This is a genomic window from Roseibium sp. MMSF_3412, from assembly GCF_030733265.1.
GTDB lineage: Bacteria > Pseudomonadota > Alphaproteobacteria > Rhizobiales > Stappiaceae > Roseibium.
This window is the reverse complement of sequence record NZ_JASHJI010000022.1, coordinates 1-14,656: the sequence shown is the minus strand read 5'-3', so window position 1 is coordinate 14,656 and position 14,656 is coordinate 1. Positions and strand designations below refer to the sequence as shown.

At 60.5% G+C, this 14,656-nt stretch carries 17 protein-coding genes; 6 read left to right on the top strand and 11 right to left on the bottom strand.

The features are described from left to right. Positions 1 to 32: 32 nt before the first annotated feature. Together RBB49_RS25930 and RBB49_RS25925 are read left to right on the top strand one after the other, a co-directional pair. Entirely contained in the window at positions 33 to 1,853 is a 1,821-nt protein-coding gene (locus RBB49_RS25930) for a hypothetical protein (protein ID WP_306145849.1), read from the top strand. Positions 1,854 to 2,049: 196 nt separating this feature from the next. Next, positions 2,050 to 3,741, top strand: a complete 1,692-nt coding sequence (locus RBB49_RS25925) for a methyl-accepting chemotaxis protein (protein WP_306145848.1) — start codon at positions 2,050 to 2,052, stop codon at positions 3,739 to 3,741. Between the two features lie 97 nt (positions 3,742 to 3,838). Here the strand turns inward: RBB49_RS25925 and coaA are convergent, their stop codons facing one another. From coaA to hisB, 9 genes are read right to left on the bottom strand one after another with little or no spacing between them, the layout of a single operon-like run. Next, positions 3,839 to 4,804, bottom strand: a complete 966-nt coding sequence (coaA, locus tag RBB49_RS25920; protein WP_306145847.1) for a type I pantothenate kinase — start codon at positions 4,802 to 4,804, stop codon at positions 3,839 to 3,841. 40 nt (positions 4,805 to 4,844) lie between these two features. Then, on the bottom strand, positions 4,845 to 5,168 hold the full coding sequence (locus RBB49_RS25915) for a phosphoribosyl-ATP diphosphatase (protein ID WP_306145846.1): 324 nt from the start codon (positions 5,166 to 5,168) through the stop codon (positions 4,845 to 4,847). A 23-nt stretch (positions 5,169 to 5,191) separates the two neighbouring features. Then, a complete protein-coding gene (hisF, locus tag RBB49_RS25910) occupies positions 5,192 to 5,971 on the bottom strand; it encodes an imidazole glycerol phosphate synthase subunit HisF (RefSeq protein ID WP_306145845.1) in 780 nt (259 codons plus the stop codon). Continuing rightward, a complete protein-coding gene (gene hisA / locus RBB49_RS25905; protein WP_306145844.1) occupies positions 5,968 to 6,711 on the bottom strand; it encodes a 1-(5-phosphoribosyl)-5-[(5-phosphoribosylamino)methylideneamino]imidazole-4-carboxamide isomerase in 744 nt (247 codons plus the stop codon). Before hisA ends, hisF begins: the two co-directional genes overlap by 4 nt. Positions 6,712 to 6,716: 5 nt before the next feature. After that, the gene (locus tag RBB49_RS25900; RefSeq protein WP_306145842.1) at positions 6,717 to 7,004 is read right to left on the bottom strand and encodes a DUF1330 domain-containing protein; all 288 of its coding nucleotides are present in this window, start codon (positions 7,002 to 7,004) and stop codon (positions 6,717 to 6,719) included. A 19-nt stretch (positions 7,005 to 7,023) separates the two neighbouring features. Continuing rightward, positions 7,024 to 7,311 (bottom strand): DUF1330 domain-containing protein, encoded by a 288-nt coding sequence (locus RBB49_RS25895; protein WP_306145841.1) that lies wholly within the window; start codon positions 7,309 to 7,311, stop codon positions 7,024 to 7,026. A 16-nt stretch (positions 7,312 to 7,327) separates the two neighbouring features. Next, the gene (gene hisH / locus RBB49_RS25890; protein ID WP_306145840.1) at positions 7,328 to 7,981 is read right to left on the bottom strand and encodes an imidazole glycerol phosphate synthase subunit HisH; all 654 of its coding nucleotides are present in this window, start codon (positions 7,979 to 7,981) and stop codon (positions 7,328 to 7,330) included. Beyond that, the gene (locus tag RBB49_RS25885) at positions 7,978 to 8,481 is read right to left on the bottom strand and encodes a DUF2628 domain-containing protein (protein ID WP_306145839.1); all 504 of its coding nucleotides are present in this window, start codon (positions 8,479 to 8,481) and stop codon (positions 7,978 to 7,980) included. The genes hisH and RBB49_RS25885 overlap by 4 nt, the downstream gene beginning before the upstream one ends. 14 nt (positions 8,482 to 8,495) lie before the next feature. Next, entirely contained in the window at positions 8,496 to 9,089 is a 594-nt protein-coding gene (gene hisB, locus RBB49_RS25880) for an imidazoleglycerol-phosphate dehydratase HisB (protein WP_306145838.1), read from the bottom strand. Between the two features lie 178 nt (positions 9,090 to 9,267). Here hisB and RBB49_RS25875 point away from each other — a divergent pair, with 178 nt between their 5' ends. Together RBB49_RS25875 and pyrF are read left to right on the top strand one after the other, a co-directional pair. Then, positions 9,268 to 10,116, top strand: coding sequence for an SDR family oxidoreductase (locus RBB49_RS25875; RefSeq protein ID WP_306145837.1), 849 nt, complete (start codon positions 9,268 to 9,270; stop codon positions 10,114 to 10,116). Between the two features lie 68 nt (positions 10,117 to 10,184). Continuing rightward, complete coding sequence (gene pyrF / locus RBB49_RS25870) at positions 10,185 to 10,919, top strand: orotidine-5'-phosphate decarboxylase (protein WP_306145836.1); 735 nt, start codon at positions 10,185 to 10,187, stop codon at positions 10,917 to 10,919. A gap of 69 nt (positions 10,920 to 10,988) precedes the next feature. Here pyrF and RBB49_RS25865 read toward each other — a convergent pair whose 3' ends face one another. Further along, the gene (locus RBB49_RS25865) at positions 10,989 to 12,074 is read right to left on the bottom strand and encodes an ornithine cyclodeaminase (RefSeq protein ID WP_306145835.1); all 1,086 of its coding nucleotides are present in this window, start codon (positions 12,072 to 12,074) and stop codon (positions 10,989 to 10,991) included. 11 nt (positions 12,075 to 12,085) lie between these two features. Then, positions 12,086 to 13,027 (bottom strand): arginase, encoded by a 942-nt coding sequence (gene rocF, locus RBB49_RS25860; RefSeq protein ID WP_306145834.1) that lies wholly within the window; start codon positions 13,025 to 13,027, stop codon positions 12,086 to 12,088. A gap of 127 nt (positions 13,028 to 13,154) precedes the next feature. Here rocF and RBB49_RS25855 point away from each other — a divergent pair, with 127 nt between their 5' ends. Next, positions 13,155 to 13,595 carry an Lrp/AsnC family transcriptional regulator gene (locus RBB49_RS25855; protein WP_306145833.1) on the top strand — a complete coding sequence of 147 codons (441 nt, stop codon included), beginning with the start codon at positions 13,155 to 13,157 and terminating at the stop codon, positions 13,593 to 13,595. 85 nt (positions 13,596 to 13,680) lie between these two features. Next, positions 13,681 to 14,598, top strand: a complete 918-nt coding sequence (locus tag RBB49_RS25850) for a methylated-DNA--[protein]-cysteine S-methyltransferase (protein WP_306145832.1) — start codon at positions 13,681 to 13,683, stop codon at positions 14,596 to 14,598. Positions 14,599 to 14,656: the final 58 nt, after the last annotated feature.

The window sequence follows — 14,656 nt, the reverse complement described above, 5'->3', positions numbered from 1 at the left end:
AGAAATTTCTTGCGCTCCGACGGAGATCGTCCATGCGGCGTCTTGCTGCCTGCAGTTCAAACAGACCTTTGATCAAAACCCGCCTGCTTGCGGCCTGCAGTTTTTGTCTCCTGACCTACAGTGCCGGTGCATTTGCCCAGTCCGTACCGGAGACCGTGCGGATCAACGTTGAACCCGCCGACCCCGGAATCCGTTCCATCACGGTGGACAAGAAATACCGGCCCATCATCAGCCGCGACGACAAGGGTGTGGTGATCGATACGATGGGCAGCGACAACACCTTGCCCGGCTGTGACGTGAAACTGGAAGTCACGCTGGAAAACAGCCGGGTGTTGCATCGCGATGCCAATCTTTGCAGCGGCAGCACGCTCGTCGTCGACGTGAGCAGCGATGGCAAACCGGGGGCAACCGCCCGGGTCGTTGGCACCTCTTCCGGGGTTGCTGCCGGGCCCGTTGCCAATGCGCCGGCGGCAACAAGTTCAGGCCAGACACAAACACCTTCCGTCGAACAGGCAGGACAAGGCACCGAAACGTCCATCGTCGAGGTATCGCCGCCGTCGGACAATGGCGGTCTTCCGCCGCTCGAACAGGTCGAAACGCCGATCTCCAGCTCCGATCCGAACGGCGACACGGTGGCCTCGACCGCGCCGGGCGACTTTGAAACAACGATCCGCGACAGCATATCCGGCGGTTCGAATGCACAAGCGGTTGTCGTGACGCCGAACGAAGCACGGCAATGGGTTGCCGATCCCGGCGGTCAACCAGGCTCCCCGTCGGTCATCCAGCACGCCGTGCCGCAGACGGATGATCGGGATTTCAGGGCCGACTGCACGACACAAGCCGGATTTGCGAAGATCACCTTCCAGCAGGCCCCGGCCGGATTGCAGGAAGGCATGCCCCAGGCGATCCGCATTTCTGCCGGAGACTATCTGGGCAGCTTCAATGCCTTCGGCTCGTCCAACGCGAATTCCCAGGGCGTGTCCCTGCCCGAGGTCAATATCGAAATGACCGATCCGCTTTGGGAAGCAATGATCAAGCAATCGGAATTGTCGATCTCGATTGAAGGGCTGCCCGCCTATCAGGTTTCCCTGAAAGGCAGCGCCAATCCGGTCCGGCTGTTCGTGGCAACCTGCGCGCTGCCGCAGCAGATCGTCGCTGACGGCGGGCAAGACGCGGGGGCAGACCTGTCCTGCAACGAACTGGGCCGCGTGCGGTCTGTCGAAGCGGTGCGTCCGGGGCAGATCGTGTTCCGCAATTCCGGCCGCGACACGATTGAAGTCAACTGGGTCGACTATCGCGGCGGTGAACGTCCGTATGCCCGCCTCGAACCGGGGCAGGTTCTTGAACAGCAGACCTATGTCTCCCACGCCTGGACCGTACGCGGCGCCACCGGCGAGTGCCGGGGCATCTATGTCACTCAGGCGCCCTACCGCGAGGTTGTCATCGGCGGTCAGGCCGGTTTCGGCAACAACGGCGCCGGCGGCTTTGGCAATAATGGCGGCTTCGGAGACCAGGGCGGCTTTCAGAACGACCCGTTTGCCAACAATGGCGGCGGTCCGGTTCCGCCCGGGAGTATCGGCGGCGGCAACCAGGGCGATTTTCAGCAGCAGGCAGCCCGCACCAATGTCGCGGATTACCTCTGCACAGCCGGTATCGACCTGAATGTCGTGTTCTCGCCGGATGGCCAGTCCGCCACTGTCGCGGAAATGGGATACGGCGCGGTAACATTGCAGCGGCTCGGCAGTCCGAACACCTTTCACTACGAAGGGCAGGGCCACACCTTGAAGGGCCAGCTGCAGAACGCGACCTGGTCGCGCCCCGGCCTGAGAGACGTGTTCTGCGCGCGCAGATAAGGTCAGCGGCAGAATTGAAAAATTCGCCCTTCTACCGGAAGGTGAGGGTTTTTATTCTTCCCTTATAAGAAGAATATACTGTCAAAATCGCCTAAGTATTTGCCCGAATTTTTTGCACCAAAGTACAGGTGCATTGCAGCATTCCTTAACACTTGCCGACTAAGCTATTTCAAAGTTTAACTTTGGGTAGCACGGCATGTCATTTACACGTTGGCCTCTGGCCTGGAAAATCTGCACTCCGGTTTTCGTAATCGCCATCTTCACCGTCGCGCTGGCGGCATTTTCGCTCGTTTCGCTGAAAGACGCGATGATGCAGGAGCGCCTCGTCAAGATCGAAGACATCTCCCATACCGCGAGAACGATCGCGGCGGGTTACCACAAAATGGCAGAAGACGGGACACTGACAACGGAGGAAGCGCAGAAGCGCGCGCTGGAAGCGATCGCGGCGATGCGTTTCGAGGACGGCACCAACTACATCTTCGTTTTCGACAACAAGTCCGTCACGCTTTCTCACGTGAACACGAAGATTATCGGTAAAGACCTCTCCGATCTGAAGGATGCAAACGGGGTTCGGATCATTCCGGAATTGGTAAAGCTCGCACAGGCGGGCGGCGGTAGCCTTCAATATCTCTGGCCGCGCGCGGGCAGCGATATACCGATTGAAAAGTGGGGCTATGCCGTTGGTTTCGCAGACTGGGGATGGATGCTCGGCACCGGGGTCTATATCGATGACCTTGAAGCTGCATACTGGAACCAGGCCGTCCTGATCATCGTCCTCGCGGCCATTGGCGCTGTCATCGCCGGTGCGATTGCCCTGTTCGCGATCCGCAGCCTTGTCGGTCCGCTTCGGTCCCTGACCGCCAATATGGCGACGCTCGCTGACGGCAACACCGATATCCGGATCGAGGGCACTGACCGCGGCGACGAAATCGGCAAGATGGCCTCCGCGATGGAAGTGTTCGTGCACAACGAAACGGAACGGCGCTCGCTGGAAGTTCAACAGAACGAAGCGCAGGAAGATGCGGCCCGCAAGGGAACTGAAATCCAGCATCTCAGCGGCGAATTCGACCGCCAGATCATGGACATGCTGAACGTCATCGACGGTTCGGTCCAGAACCTGCAGTCCGCTTCCTCGACAATGACCGGCGTCGCGGCGCAGACAACCGAACAGAGCGGCCTTGTTTCCAACGCGTCGTCACAAGCCTCGCACAATGTCGAGACGGTCGCGGCAGCCGCGGAAGAACTGTCCGCTTCCGTCAACGAAATCCGCCGCCAGGTGCAGTCTTCCAGCGAGATCGCGGCCCGGGCAGCCGGCGAAGCTGAATCCACCAACCAACGGATGAATGGCCTGTCGGAATCGGCGAGCCGGATCGGCGAGGTGGTCACGCTCATTCAGGCCATCGCCGAGCAGACCAACCTTCTGGCACTGAACGCAACGATCGAGGCCGCCCGTGCGGGTGAGGCCGGCAAGGGCTTTGCCGTCGTTGCCGCCGAGGTCAAGGAACTGGCGAACCAGACATCCAAGGCAACGGAAGAGATCTCGAGCCAGATCTCGGCCATCCAGGAAGAAACCGGTCATGCGGCAAGCGCGATTTCCTCGGTGACGGAGATCATCAACAACATGAACGAAATCGCGTCCTCGATCGCCGCATCGGTCGATGAGCAGGGTGTTGCCACGCAGGAAATCGCGACAAATGCAACGGAGGCTTCCAGAAGCACCGTCGACGTGACGACAAACATCGAAAGCGTTGCAACCGCTGCCGAAAACACGCGGGACACGGCAGAGAAGGTCGACCTGTCGGCGCAGGAACTGCAGGGCAATGCCGGGCAGTTGCGCAACCAGGTTGCCACCTTCCTGGAAGAGGTCCGCAAGCGTTCCGTCGCTTAAAGGTACCGCTCAAAGAAACAATGCCCTCTTCCACCTGGGAGAGGGCATTTTCATGTCTTCTGTCACAGGCACTGCAGCCTGGCGGAAATTCCTGATTTCAGACCTTGCGCAAGGCGACCTTTGAAATCCGGTGGCTGGCATTCTTGGTCAGGATCAGGTCGGCACGCGGGCGTGTCGGCAGGATGTTTTCCCGCAGATTGATCAGGTTGATGTCGTTCCAGATCCGGGTCGCCGTCTCGACGGCCTCCTCGTCGTTGATACGCGAATACTTGTGAAAGTATGAGCCCGGATCGCGGAAAGCGGTTTCTCTCAGACGCATGAAACGGTCGACGTACCACTTGCGAAGCAGGTCCTCATCCGCGTCGATATAGACCGAGAAGTCAAAGAAATCCGAAACGAACGGAACGGCGCGTCCGTCCTTGGGCAGTTCCCGGGTCTGCAGAACGTTCAGTCCCTCGACGATCAGGATGTCCGGTTTGTCGACCGTGACCGTGTGACCCGGCATGACGTCGTAGTAGAAATGCGAATAGACCGGTGCCCGGACATGCCGTTGCCCCGCCTTGATGTCGGACAGGAATTTCAGAAGGCGGGGACGGTCGAAGCTTTCCGGGAAACCCTTCTTGCTCATCAGGCCTTCGGCCTCGAGGATCGCGTTGGGATAAAGAAATCCGTCCGTCGTGATCAGATCGACCTTGGGACTGGCGGGCCAGCGCGCCAGGAGTTCGCGCAGCACGCGGGACGTCGTTGACTTGCCGACCGAAACCGAGCCTGCAACACCGACAATGAACGGCGTCTTGCCATCCCGATGGCCCAGGAAATTCTGTGTTGCCTGGTGAATGCCGATTTTGGCTTCCGCATAAAAGGCCAGCAGCCGGGACAGCGGCAGATAGATGGTTTCGACCTGCTCCATCGACACCGGAGCATTGAGGCCCTGAAGCTGTTCGACCTCATGTTCGTCGAGCGTCATCGGGTGATCTGCGCGCAACCGGGACCACTGGCGCTCGCTGAACACCCGGTAGGGGGACAAATCCATGTCCAGTGCGGTTGCGACTTTCTGATCCATCGTCTCGCAGTTTCCGCTGCGTCCGCCTTGCGGCCGGCGCCTAGTCCTGAGGCCGGGAGGCCTTTTCTTCAAGTCCCGTCTGTCCCGTGCGCTTCGCCAGTTCCGCCATGACGTCGCTCAACGAAACACTGGATACATTCAGAACCACCAACAAATGATAAAGCACATCGGCGGCTTCCGCAGTCAGTTCTTCCCGATCCTGCTGCACCGCTGCAATCGCCGCCTCGACCGCCTCTTCTCCAAGTTTCTGGGCGCATTTTGCAACGCCCTTGTTCACCAGTTTGCGCGTATAGGACTTTTCATCATCGCTCTTTGCGCGCGCTGCGACTATGGCATCCAGATCGTCCAGTGTGAACTTGGTCATTTGGCTAGAGCTCGTTTTGAATCTTATGGGTCCAGGCGCATCGGAACACCGGCGCCGTCCATGTATTGCTTGGTTTCCTGGATGGTGTATTCGCCGAAATGGAAAATCGATGCCGCAAGCACCGCCGTCGCGTGTCCGTCGCGTATGCCCTCGACCATGTGATCGAGCGTGCCGACACCGCCTGACGCGATCACCGGCACCGGCACGGCATCAGCAATCGCGCGCGTAAGGGCGATATTGTACCCCGCCTTGGTGCCGTCCCGGTCCATGGAGGTGACCAGAAGCTCGCCAGCGCCGAGTTCGACGACCTTCCTGGCAAATTCGACCGCGTCAATGCCGGTCGGATTGCGGCCGCCATGGGTGAATATCTCGAATTTCTCGGGCTCGCCCGGCGCATTCACCTGCTTGGCATCAATGGAAACGACAATGCATTGTGCGCCGAATTTCTCCGCCGCCTCGCGAACGAAGTCCGGGTTCTTGACGGCGGCCGTGTTGATCGAAACCTTGTCGGCCCCGGCAATCAGCAACTTGCGGATATCTTCGACCGTCCGGACACCGCCGCCAACGGTGACCGGCATGAAACAGGCCTCAGCCGTTCGCCGGACAACATCGTAGATCGTGTCCCGGCCTTCATGACTGGCCGTGATATCGAGAAAACAAAGCTCGTCAGCACCGGCCGCGTCATAGGCCTTGGCAGCCTCAACGGGATCACCGGCATCAACGAGATCGACGAAATTGACGCCCTTGACGACGCGGCCGTCTTTCACGTCGAGACAGGGAATGACGCGGGCCTTGAGGGTCACGAGGCTTTCCTCCGCGCATTCAGGATCAGGTCCATCGCCTCTTTCGGGTCCAGCCGTCCGTCGTAAAGCGCGCGGCCGGAAATGGCACCTTCCAGAATGGCGCAGTCCGGTTCCAGCAGACGATGGATGTCATCGATTGACGCGAGGCCACCTGAAGCGATCACCGGAATGGAAACGGATCTTGCCAGTTCCAGTGTCGAGGGGATGTTGAGCCCTTTCAGGACGCCATCGCGGTCGATGTCGGTATAGATGATCGCCGACACACCGGCATCCTCGAACTGCCTTGCCAGATCGACCGCGGTCAGCTCGGAGGTTTCCGCCCAGCCTTCGACGGCGACATGACCGCCCTTCGCATCGATGCCGACGGCGACCTTACCCGGAAACTTGCGGCACGCCGCCTTCACGAGATCCGGGTCGCGCACCGCAACGGTCCCAAGAATGACCCGCGCGATGCCCTTTGAAAGCCAGGTTTCGATATGATCGAGCGTCCTGATCCCGCCGCCCAGCTGAACCGGGTTCCGCGTCGACGCCAGAATGGCGTCCACGGCAGCGCCATTGACGCTTTCGCCGGCAAAAGCGCCGTTGAGGTCAACCACATGCAGCCATTCGAAACCCTGCACTTCAAAGGCTTTCGCCTGGGCGCCCGGGTTGTCGTTGAAGACGGTTGCCTGGTCCATATCGCCGAGCTTCAGGCGCACGCACTGGCCATCCTTCAGATCGATGGCGGGAAAAAGGATCATTCTCGTCAAATTCCTTCCACGATGACGATTTCGCCATCGGCAACTTTCTGGCGGATTTTCACCGCTTCCTGATATTCAGGGGAGTTATAGCAATCGACCGCATGTTGAAAGCTCGGAAACTCGATGACGACGTTACGCGCCCGGCCCGGGCCTTCGATGGCGTCGGCCTTGCCGCCGCGCGCCAGGAAATTCGCCCCGAACCTCTCAAAGGCGGGTTTCGCCGTTTCCACATATTGCGGGTAGTTGTCCGGGTCGCGGACATCCACCCGTGCTATCCAGTATCCCTTGCTCACGCGTCTTCTCCCGTTTTTCCTACGTTCCCTCGACAATGACGATGTCACTGTCGGAAAATTTCTGTCTCAACCTGGCCGCCGCCTGATATTCCGGCGAATTGTAGCAGTCCAGCGCCTTCTGGTAGCTCTCGAATTCGATCACGACATGGCGCTTGCGCACAGGTCCCTCAGGGCCGGTCATGTCCCCGCCGCGCACGAGGAAATGTGCATCGAATTTTTCAAAGGCGATTGCGTCCGCCGCAAGATATTTCGGATAATTCTCCGCATCCGTCACATCGACATGAACGATCCAATAGCCCTTTTTCATGTGAGCCTCCCGCGCGCTACGGTGTCCAGTCGAGAAAATTGGCGATCAGGCCAAGACCCAGCCGCTGGCTTTTCTCCGGGTGGAACTGGGTGCCGATCATGTTGTCCCTGGCGACCATAGCCGTGAAGGTGCCTGCATAATCGAATGACGCCAGACGATCACCGTCCCCGGCGCAGGCGAAGTGATAGGAGTGCACGAAATAGGCGTGCAGTCCCTTCGGCCCTGTTTCCAGGCCCTTGAACACCGCGTGACCATCAGGACGGACGTCGATCGTGTTCCAGCCCATATGCGGGATTTTCAGCGTTGGGTCCGACGGCTTCATTTCCGAAACGTCGCCCTCAATCCAGCCGAGACCCTCGACGGTTTCAAACTCCAGGCCGCGTTCAGCCATCAGCTGCATGCCGACGCAGATGCCGAAAAAGGGTTGGCCCCGGTCGCGCACCGCCTCCCGGAGCGCTTCCGGCATCCCGTCAACGGCCCAAAGACCCCGTTTGCAATCGGCAAAGGCACCGACGCCCGGCAACACGATCCGGTCCGCCTTGCGGACGCGGTCGGGATCGGCCGTCACAATGACATCTGGCGTGTGCGCATGCGCCCGCGCCGCCCGTTCGAACGCCTTTTCCGCCGAGCGCAGGTTGCCCGAACCGTAATCGATGATGGCGACCGTCATTGCCGTGCCTCCGGACCGAGGGTCAGGCCGACCACCCGTTCGCTGCCGACCCGTGGCACGATCGGTGCCCGGACAGGACGCGCCGGCGGTTCGGGCTGGACAGGTGCCGGTGTCATGCGGACGGCTTCCTTGTTCAGAAACCGCAACTCGGCCTCGGCGGGGCTGGCGCCGTCGACAATGCCGACGACGCGCCAGCCCTTGCGCTCCAGCGACCAGCGGCGCAAAGCCTGTGCCTCGAAACCGAACAAGAGCGAAATCGTCAGCGCAACGATGCCGGTCGCCTGGCTTCCGAGCGACAGCGCCAGCAACTCGATGATCAAGGTGAGCGCCAGATACCCCAGCAAAACCATCCACATCCGATGCACGAGCATCCAGATGAACGAAAAAACGAAAGCCAGAACGGAAAAACGGTCCGGAACAAACAGCAGCCGGTCGCTCTCACGCGGGTCTCCCGCCAGGTCCTGAAACTCCGGCGGGGCCATGACAACATAAGTACTCATATGCCGGTCGTCCTTCAGCCGCCCAATTGGCCTTTTGTGGTCGGAATGCGATCCGCCTGGCGCGGATCGATCTCGGCAGCCTTGCGCAAAGTACGCGCAACCGCCTTGAAACAGGTTTCCGCGATATGGTGGCAATTGGAGCCGTAAAGATTGGCGACATGAAGGGTGATCCCGGCATTCATGGCAAAGGCCCGGAAAAACTCCTCGAAGAGTTCCGTGTCGAAGTCGCCCACCTTGTCCCGGTCGAAGGTCACGTCCCAGACCAGAAACGGACGGCCGGACACGTCGAGCGCGCAGCGTGTCAGCGCTTCGTCCATCGCCAGATGGGTGTCGGCATACCGAGTTATCCCGGCCATGTCGCCCAGCGCGGCCGAGATCGCCTGACCAAGCGCAATCCCCGTGTCTTCAACGGTGTGGTGAAAGTCGATATGGGTGTCGCCCTCGGCGCGCACCTTCATGTCGATGAGCGAATGGCGCGACAGTTGTTCCAGCATGTGATCAAAAAAACCGACACCGGTCTGAACGTCATAGGCTCCCGTGCCGTCGAGATTGATTTCGACGGAAATACGGGTCTCCTTGGTGTCGCGCGATACACTCGCTGTGCGCATAAGCTGCTGTCCTTGCTGTGGTTAGGAACCGGCGGTGTTGTAGCAGGGAGAGCCGACTAAAGAAACCACATCGTGCAAACCGGTCGAAGACGCGCCGGTATGCCCTTTTGAATGTGTGCCGACTCTTTTGCATTCCTGTGCCATCATCGGCCGGAAGAGTGATTCAGGAGGCAGTATCATGTTCAAGGAATCCGTGTCGGAAGGTGGCCTTGCGGTGGTGACCGGGGCCGCGAGCGGGGTCGGGCTTGTCGCGGCGCAGCGGTTCGCCGAGGCCGGTCTCGGGGTTGTTCTGGCCGATCTGCCGGGAGAGAAGCTGGACGCGGCAACGCAGGAAATCAGCAAGATTGCGGGTGCAGGCCAACCGGTTCTTGGCGTCGCGACGGATGTCTCCGACATGGCGCAGGTGGAAAAACTCGCCAATACGGCTTTTGGCGCCGGGCCGGTCGCCGTTCTGATGAACAATGCCGGGATCGGCATGTCCTCCAAGACCTGGGAGGCTTATGACGCGTGGGAACGGATGATGGACGTCAATTTCTTTGGTGTCCTCAGAGGTGTCCAGGCGTTTACGCCGCGCATGATCGAGGCCGGCCGTCCGGCGGTCATTATCAACACCGGTTCCAAGCAGGGCATCACGACCCCGCCCGGAAACCCCGGCTACAACGCAACCAAGGCCGCCGTAAAGGTGCTCAGCGAGCAACTTGCCCACGAACTGCGCGAAGCAGGTGCGCCGATTTCGGTCCATCTCTTTGTTCCCGGCTTTACCTATACCGGCATGACGTCGGGATTCTTCACGGAAAAACCGGCATCGGCCTGGACCAGCGAACAGACCGTCGACTTTTTTCTCGAACGCATGTCGGCCGGTGACTTCTATATCCTGTGTCCGGACAACGACGTCGATACGACACGCGACAAACGCCGGGCCGAATGGGCCATTGGTGACATTATCGAAAACAGACCGCCGCTCTCCCGCTGGCATGCGGACTTCAAGGACGCTTTTGCCGAATTCGAGAAATCGGGAAAGTCGTAGGCTGGTCACACGGCAACCGGAGTGTTAAGGACAGGCGTCTTCCCGCCGCCCTGAAAGGAGCCCGCTCCATGCCGACCAGCCCGTTCGCCCCCAAGACCGCGCTTGACCGCCTGATGCTTCCGGTCGACGTCCCGACCATTCAGGACGCCGAAGCACTGGTCCGCCGGACCGAGGGAAAGGTCGGGGTCTACAAGATCGGCATGGAATTGCAGTTTGCCGGCGGACTGGAATTTGCGCGCGAGCTTGCCGCTGACGGCAAGAAGATCTTTCTCGACGTGAAACTCCACGATATCGACAACACGATCACCAGCGCGATCCGCAACGTTGCCCGGATGGGCATGACCTTCGTCACCCTGCACGGCTATCCGAAGACGATGCGCGCCGCGGTCAAGGGTCTCGCGGAAGAAGGCAATCCGGCCCTTTGTCTGCTCGGCGTTACCGTCCTGACGTCGATGGACGAAGACGATCTGGTCGCCGCCGGGTATCGCGGTCCCGTTGCCGACGTTGTGGCCGCGCGCGCCAGGGACGCGCGAGACGCAGGCATGGGCGGGATCGTATGCGCGGCAACGGAAGCGCAGAAATTGCGCGCAATCCTTGAAGATGAACTGGTGATCGTGACGCCCGGCATTCGCCCGAAGGGCAGCACCGCCGACGATCAGCGCCGGGTGATGACGCCGGAAGACGCGATTCGCGCGGGAAGCGACTATCTCGTCGTCGGGCGGCCGATCTCGAAGGCAGAAGACCCGGGTGCCGCCGCCGATGCGGTTGTCGCGGAAATCGAAGCGGCGCTCAGCGGAGCCTGAAAGGCCTGCCAGACAAAAAAGCCACCGCTTCCGCGGTGGCCAGTCTGGAGATGGCGGTCTTTTTCTGACTTATGCCGCCTGATTGTCGCCGACAGCTGCCGATCGCAGCACCATGCCGTAAAGGTCGCGCGGGTCGTCCGGATCCGCGAGAAGATCGAGCTTCTCGAAATGGCCCGTGGTCGGAAGAAGATCGCGGATGTAACGCAGGGCCGCAAAATCCTCGATGGCAAACCCGACGCTGTCGAACAGGGTGATCTGGTCCTGAGAAGTCCGGCCCGCCGCCTTGCCGGCATAGACCTGCCAGAGTTCGGTGACCGGGTGGTCCCCGGGAAGCTGCTGAAGCTCTCCCTCGATCCGGGTCTGCTCAGGCAGCTCCACGAAGATATCGGACCGCAGAAGAATGTCCTTGTGCAGTTCGGTCTTGCCGGGGCAGTCACCGCCGATCGCGTTGATATGCACGCCTGAGCCGACCATGTTGTCGGTCAGGATCGTTGCGTATTTCTTGTCGGCCGTGACCGTCGTAATGATCTGCGCGCCCTCGATGGCGTCTTCAGGCGTCTTGCAGATGGTGACGTTGAGCCCGGAATAGGCAAGGTTCCGCTCCAGGCGAAGACTTGCCTTCACGTCGATGTCGTAGGCACGGATATCCGTTATCCCGAGCATTTCCTTGAAAGCAAGGCACTGAAAATCCGACTGGGCTCCGTTGCCGATGATCGCCATTGTCGTTGAGCCCTGCGGCGCAAGGTACTTCGCGGCCAGGGCGGAGGTGGCCGCCGTGCGCAGTGCCGTCAGGATGGTCATTTCGGTGAAAAGCACCGGATACCCGGTCGAAAGCTCGGACAGGACACCGAACCCGGTCACCGTCTGCAGGCCTTCGCGCACGTTCTGCGGATGGCCGTTGACATATTTGAAGCCGAAGGTCTCACCATCGCTGGTGGGCATCAGTTCGATCACGCCTTGCGGGGCATGGGCCGGAATGCGGGGCTTCTTGTCGAAGCTCTCCCAGCGCAGGAAGTCCTGCTCGATATAGTCGGCTATGCCCTTGATCGCCTTTTCGACGCCAATGGTGCGGATGTTGCGCATCATGTCGTCGACGCTCACGAAGGGAACAAAGGCGAGCTCGGACGGCTTCGGATTGTGGTTGTGACGTATCATTGAAAAGCCCTCTAGAAGCTGCGTGTCGGACGGTCGAAAACGCGGCGTCCGAAAAGGGAGCCGGTCAGATCGACCATGAGGCGCGCGGTTTTTCCGCGTTCGTCCAGGAACGGGTTGAGTTCGACAAGATCGAGCGAGGTCACCAGGCCGCTGTCGTGCAGCAGTTCCATGACCAGATGCGCTTCGCGGAAGGTCGCGCCGCCTGGAACCGTCGTTCCAACCGCAGGTGCGATTTCCGGGTCGAGGAAATCAACGTCAAGGCTGACGTGAAGCAGTCCGTTTTGCGCCCGCACGCGGTCGAGGAACGGCCGCATCAGGCTGGCAATGCCTTCCTCGTCAACCCGGCGCATGTCGCTGACACCGACACCGTGGCTGAGCAGCATGTCACGCTCGGCCGCGTCGATGGACCTGACGCCGAGAATTTCGACATTGTTCGGATCGACGGTGTGGAGCAGCGGCTCGCCGAGCAGGTCGTCAAAGCCCGGAAGACCGCAGGCAAAGGCAAGCGGCGTTCCATGCAGATTGCCGCTGCCGGTGCTGTCAAACGTGTGAAAATCGGAATGGGCATCGAGCCAGAGCACGAAGAGAGGACGGCCGCGCTCCGCGGCGGCCCTGGCCTGCCCGGAAACTGTCCCCGCTGCCATGGCGTGATCACCGCCGAGATAAATCGGGAACAGCTGCTGTTGTCCCAGACCGGTGGCCTTTGCATGAAGCGCACGTGTCCAGCCGGCGTAGGATCTGAAGTTCTTCAAGACCGGGTTGGGGGACGACAGGCTGCCGACATCGGCCGGACGCAGGTTGCCGTGATCGGACACCGTGTGGCCCAGCGCCTCGAGCTGCTCAACAAGACCCGCCGTGCGAAAGGCATCGGGACCCATCAGGCAGCCCTTCTGACCCGCACCGTCGTCAACGGGCGCGCCAACCAGGGCAATTTCTTTCGTGAATTCGTTCAAATCAGCCTCCAACCGAACCTTCGCCTTGAAATGTGCGGACATCCGGTGGCGGAGTAAATCCGGTCACTTGAACAAATGAGCAATCAATTTTATCATTTTGATAGGCTTCACTTATCAGAATGATCACATGGACGATCTCGATCTGCGATTAATCACCCTGCTACGCCACGATGGACGCCGGGCGGTGTCCGATCTGGCAAGCGACCTGAAGGTGTCCCGCGCGACGGTGCGTGCACGCATGGAGAAGTTGCAGGCCAGCGGAGAGATCCTCGGATTTACGGCTGTTTTGCGCGACGACTGGCGAGACCTGCCAATCCGGGCGGTTACGTTGCTTGTTGTCGATGGCCACAACACGGATCCGGTCATCCGCGCCTTGAGCGCAATGACGGAAGTGCGGGCCATTCATTCCACCAACGGCAAGTGGGACCTTGTGCTGGATATCGCCACACGGGATCTTGCCGCCTTTGACGATGCGCTCAACCGGATCCGCCTGATCGAGGGCATTGCCGCCTCGGAGACCAATATCCTGCTCAACACCCGCAAGGGTCCGGCTGTTCTTCCGACTTAACAAACAGCCGCCTCGCAAAACGGGTCGCATGCGGGTGAAACGGCGCTTACATTGGCTTCAGAGTTGATCAGATGGCGAGTTCAAGATGACCAAGGCAATCGACCTGTCCAGCCTTGCCCCGGGACCGGAGCCGATCTCCGTCGGCAAAGAGGCGGCAGACAATTATGCAGTCGTCAGGCAGACCCTGAAACGGATCACGCTGGACTGGCGCGAGCAACCAACACTGGAGATGCTGGCGAAGGAAGCCGGATTGCAGCCGATCCAGCTGCAACGCGTGTTTTCGCGCTGGGCGGGACTGACGCCCAAGCAGTTCCTGCAGGCGATCACACTGGATCACGCGAAGGCGCTTCTGCGGGACTCCGCGAGTGTGCTCGACGCTTCCTATGAGGTCGGGCTTTCCGGTTCGTCGCGTCTGCATGATCTTTTCATCACACACGAAGCCATGACACCGGGCGACTATCGGGCGCGGGGCGCCGGCCTTCAGATTGCCTACGGATTTCATCCCTCGCCCTTCGGGCAGGTGCTGATCATGGTCACGGACAAGGGCCTGGCCGGTCTCGGCTTCGCGGACCCGGGCGACGAGGAAAGCGCGCTGAACGACATGTGCGGCCGATGGCCGGCGGCTCGCTATGTCCACGACCAGGATGCAACAAGCACCTATGCCGCGCGCGTCTTCGATCCGGGGCAGTGGCAGGAGGATCAGCCGCTCAACGTGGTCATGATCGGTACGGATTTCGAAATCCGGGTCTGGCAGACGCTCCTCAAGATCCCGATGGGGCAGGCGGCAACCTATGCCGATGTGGCAGCCTCGATCGGAAACCCGAAAGCCTCCCGCGCCGTCGGTTCCGCGGTCGGGCGCAACCCGATCTCCTTCGTGGTGCCATGCCACAGGGTGCTCGCCAAAGGCGGCAAGATCGGCGGCTACCACTGGGGCCTCACCCGTAAACGCGCGATCCTCGGCTGGGAAACCGGTCTGTCGGGGCCGGTCCTGGAGTGCGTTTGAGTAGTTCGATTGAACGTTTCGCAGACCCCCACCCCTAACCCCTCCCCACAAGGGGGAG

Excerpts from the sequence above, each read along its gene's own strand:
- RBB49_RS25875 (WP_306145837.1), top strand. The coding sequence starts at position 9,268 with ATGTTCAAGGAATCCGTGTCGGAAGGTGGCCTTGCGGTGGTGACCGGG.
- pyrF (WP_306145836.1), top strand. The coding sequence starts at position 10,185 with ATGCCGACCAGCCCGTTCGCCCCCAAGACCGCGCTTGACCGCCTGATG.
- RBB49_RS25895 (WP_306145841.1), bottom strand. The coding sequence starts at position 7,311 with ATGAAAAAGGGCTATTGGATCGTTCATGTCGATGTGACGGATGCGGAG.
- coaA (WP_306145847.1), bottom strand. The coding sequence starts at position 4,804 with ATGGATCAGAAAGTCGCAACCGCACTGGACATGGATTTGTCCCCCTAC.
- RBB49_RS25915 (WP_306145846.1), bottom strand. The coding sequence starts at position 5,168 with ATGACCAAGTTCACACTGGACGATCTGGATGCCATAGTCGCAGCGCGC.
- RBB49_RS25850 (WP_306145832.1), top strand. The coding sequence starts at position 13,681 with ATGACCAAGGCAATCGACCTGTCCAGCCTTGCCCCGGGACCGGAGCCG.
- RBB49_RS25925 (WP_306145848.1), top strand. The coding sequence starts at position 2,050 with ATGTCATTTACACGTTGGCCTCTGGCCTGGAAAATCTGCACTCCGGTT.
- hisA (WP_306145844.1), bottom strand. The coding sequence starts at position 6,711 with ATGATCCTTTTTCCCGCCATCGATCTGAAGGATGGCCAGTGCGTGCGC.
- hisH (WP_306145840.1), bottom strand. The coding sequence starts at position 7,981 with ATGACGGTCGCCATCATCGATTACGGTTCGGGCAACCTGCGCTCGGCG.
- RBB49_RS25855 (WP_306145833.1), top strand. The coding sequence starts at position 13,155 with ATGGACGATCTCGATCTGCGATTAATCACCCTGCTACGCCACGATGGA.
- RBB49_RS25885 (WP_306145839.1), bottom strand. The coding sequence starts at position 8,481 with ATGAGTACTTATGTTGTCATGGCCCCGCCGGAGTTTCAGGACCTGGCG.
- RBB49_RS25865 (WP_306145835.1), bottom strand. The coding sequence starts at position 12,074 with ATGATACGTCACAACCACAATCCGAAGCCGTCCGAGCTCGCCTTTGTT.
- hisB (WP_306145838.1), bottom strand. The coding sequence starts at position 9,089 with ATGCGCACAGCGAGTGTATCGCGCGACACCAAGGAGACCCGTATTTCC.
- RBB49_RS25930 (WP_306145849.1), top strand. The coding sequence starts at position 33 with ATGCGGCGTCTTGCTGCCTGCAGTTCAAACAGACCTTTGATCAAAACC.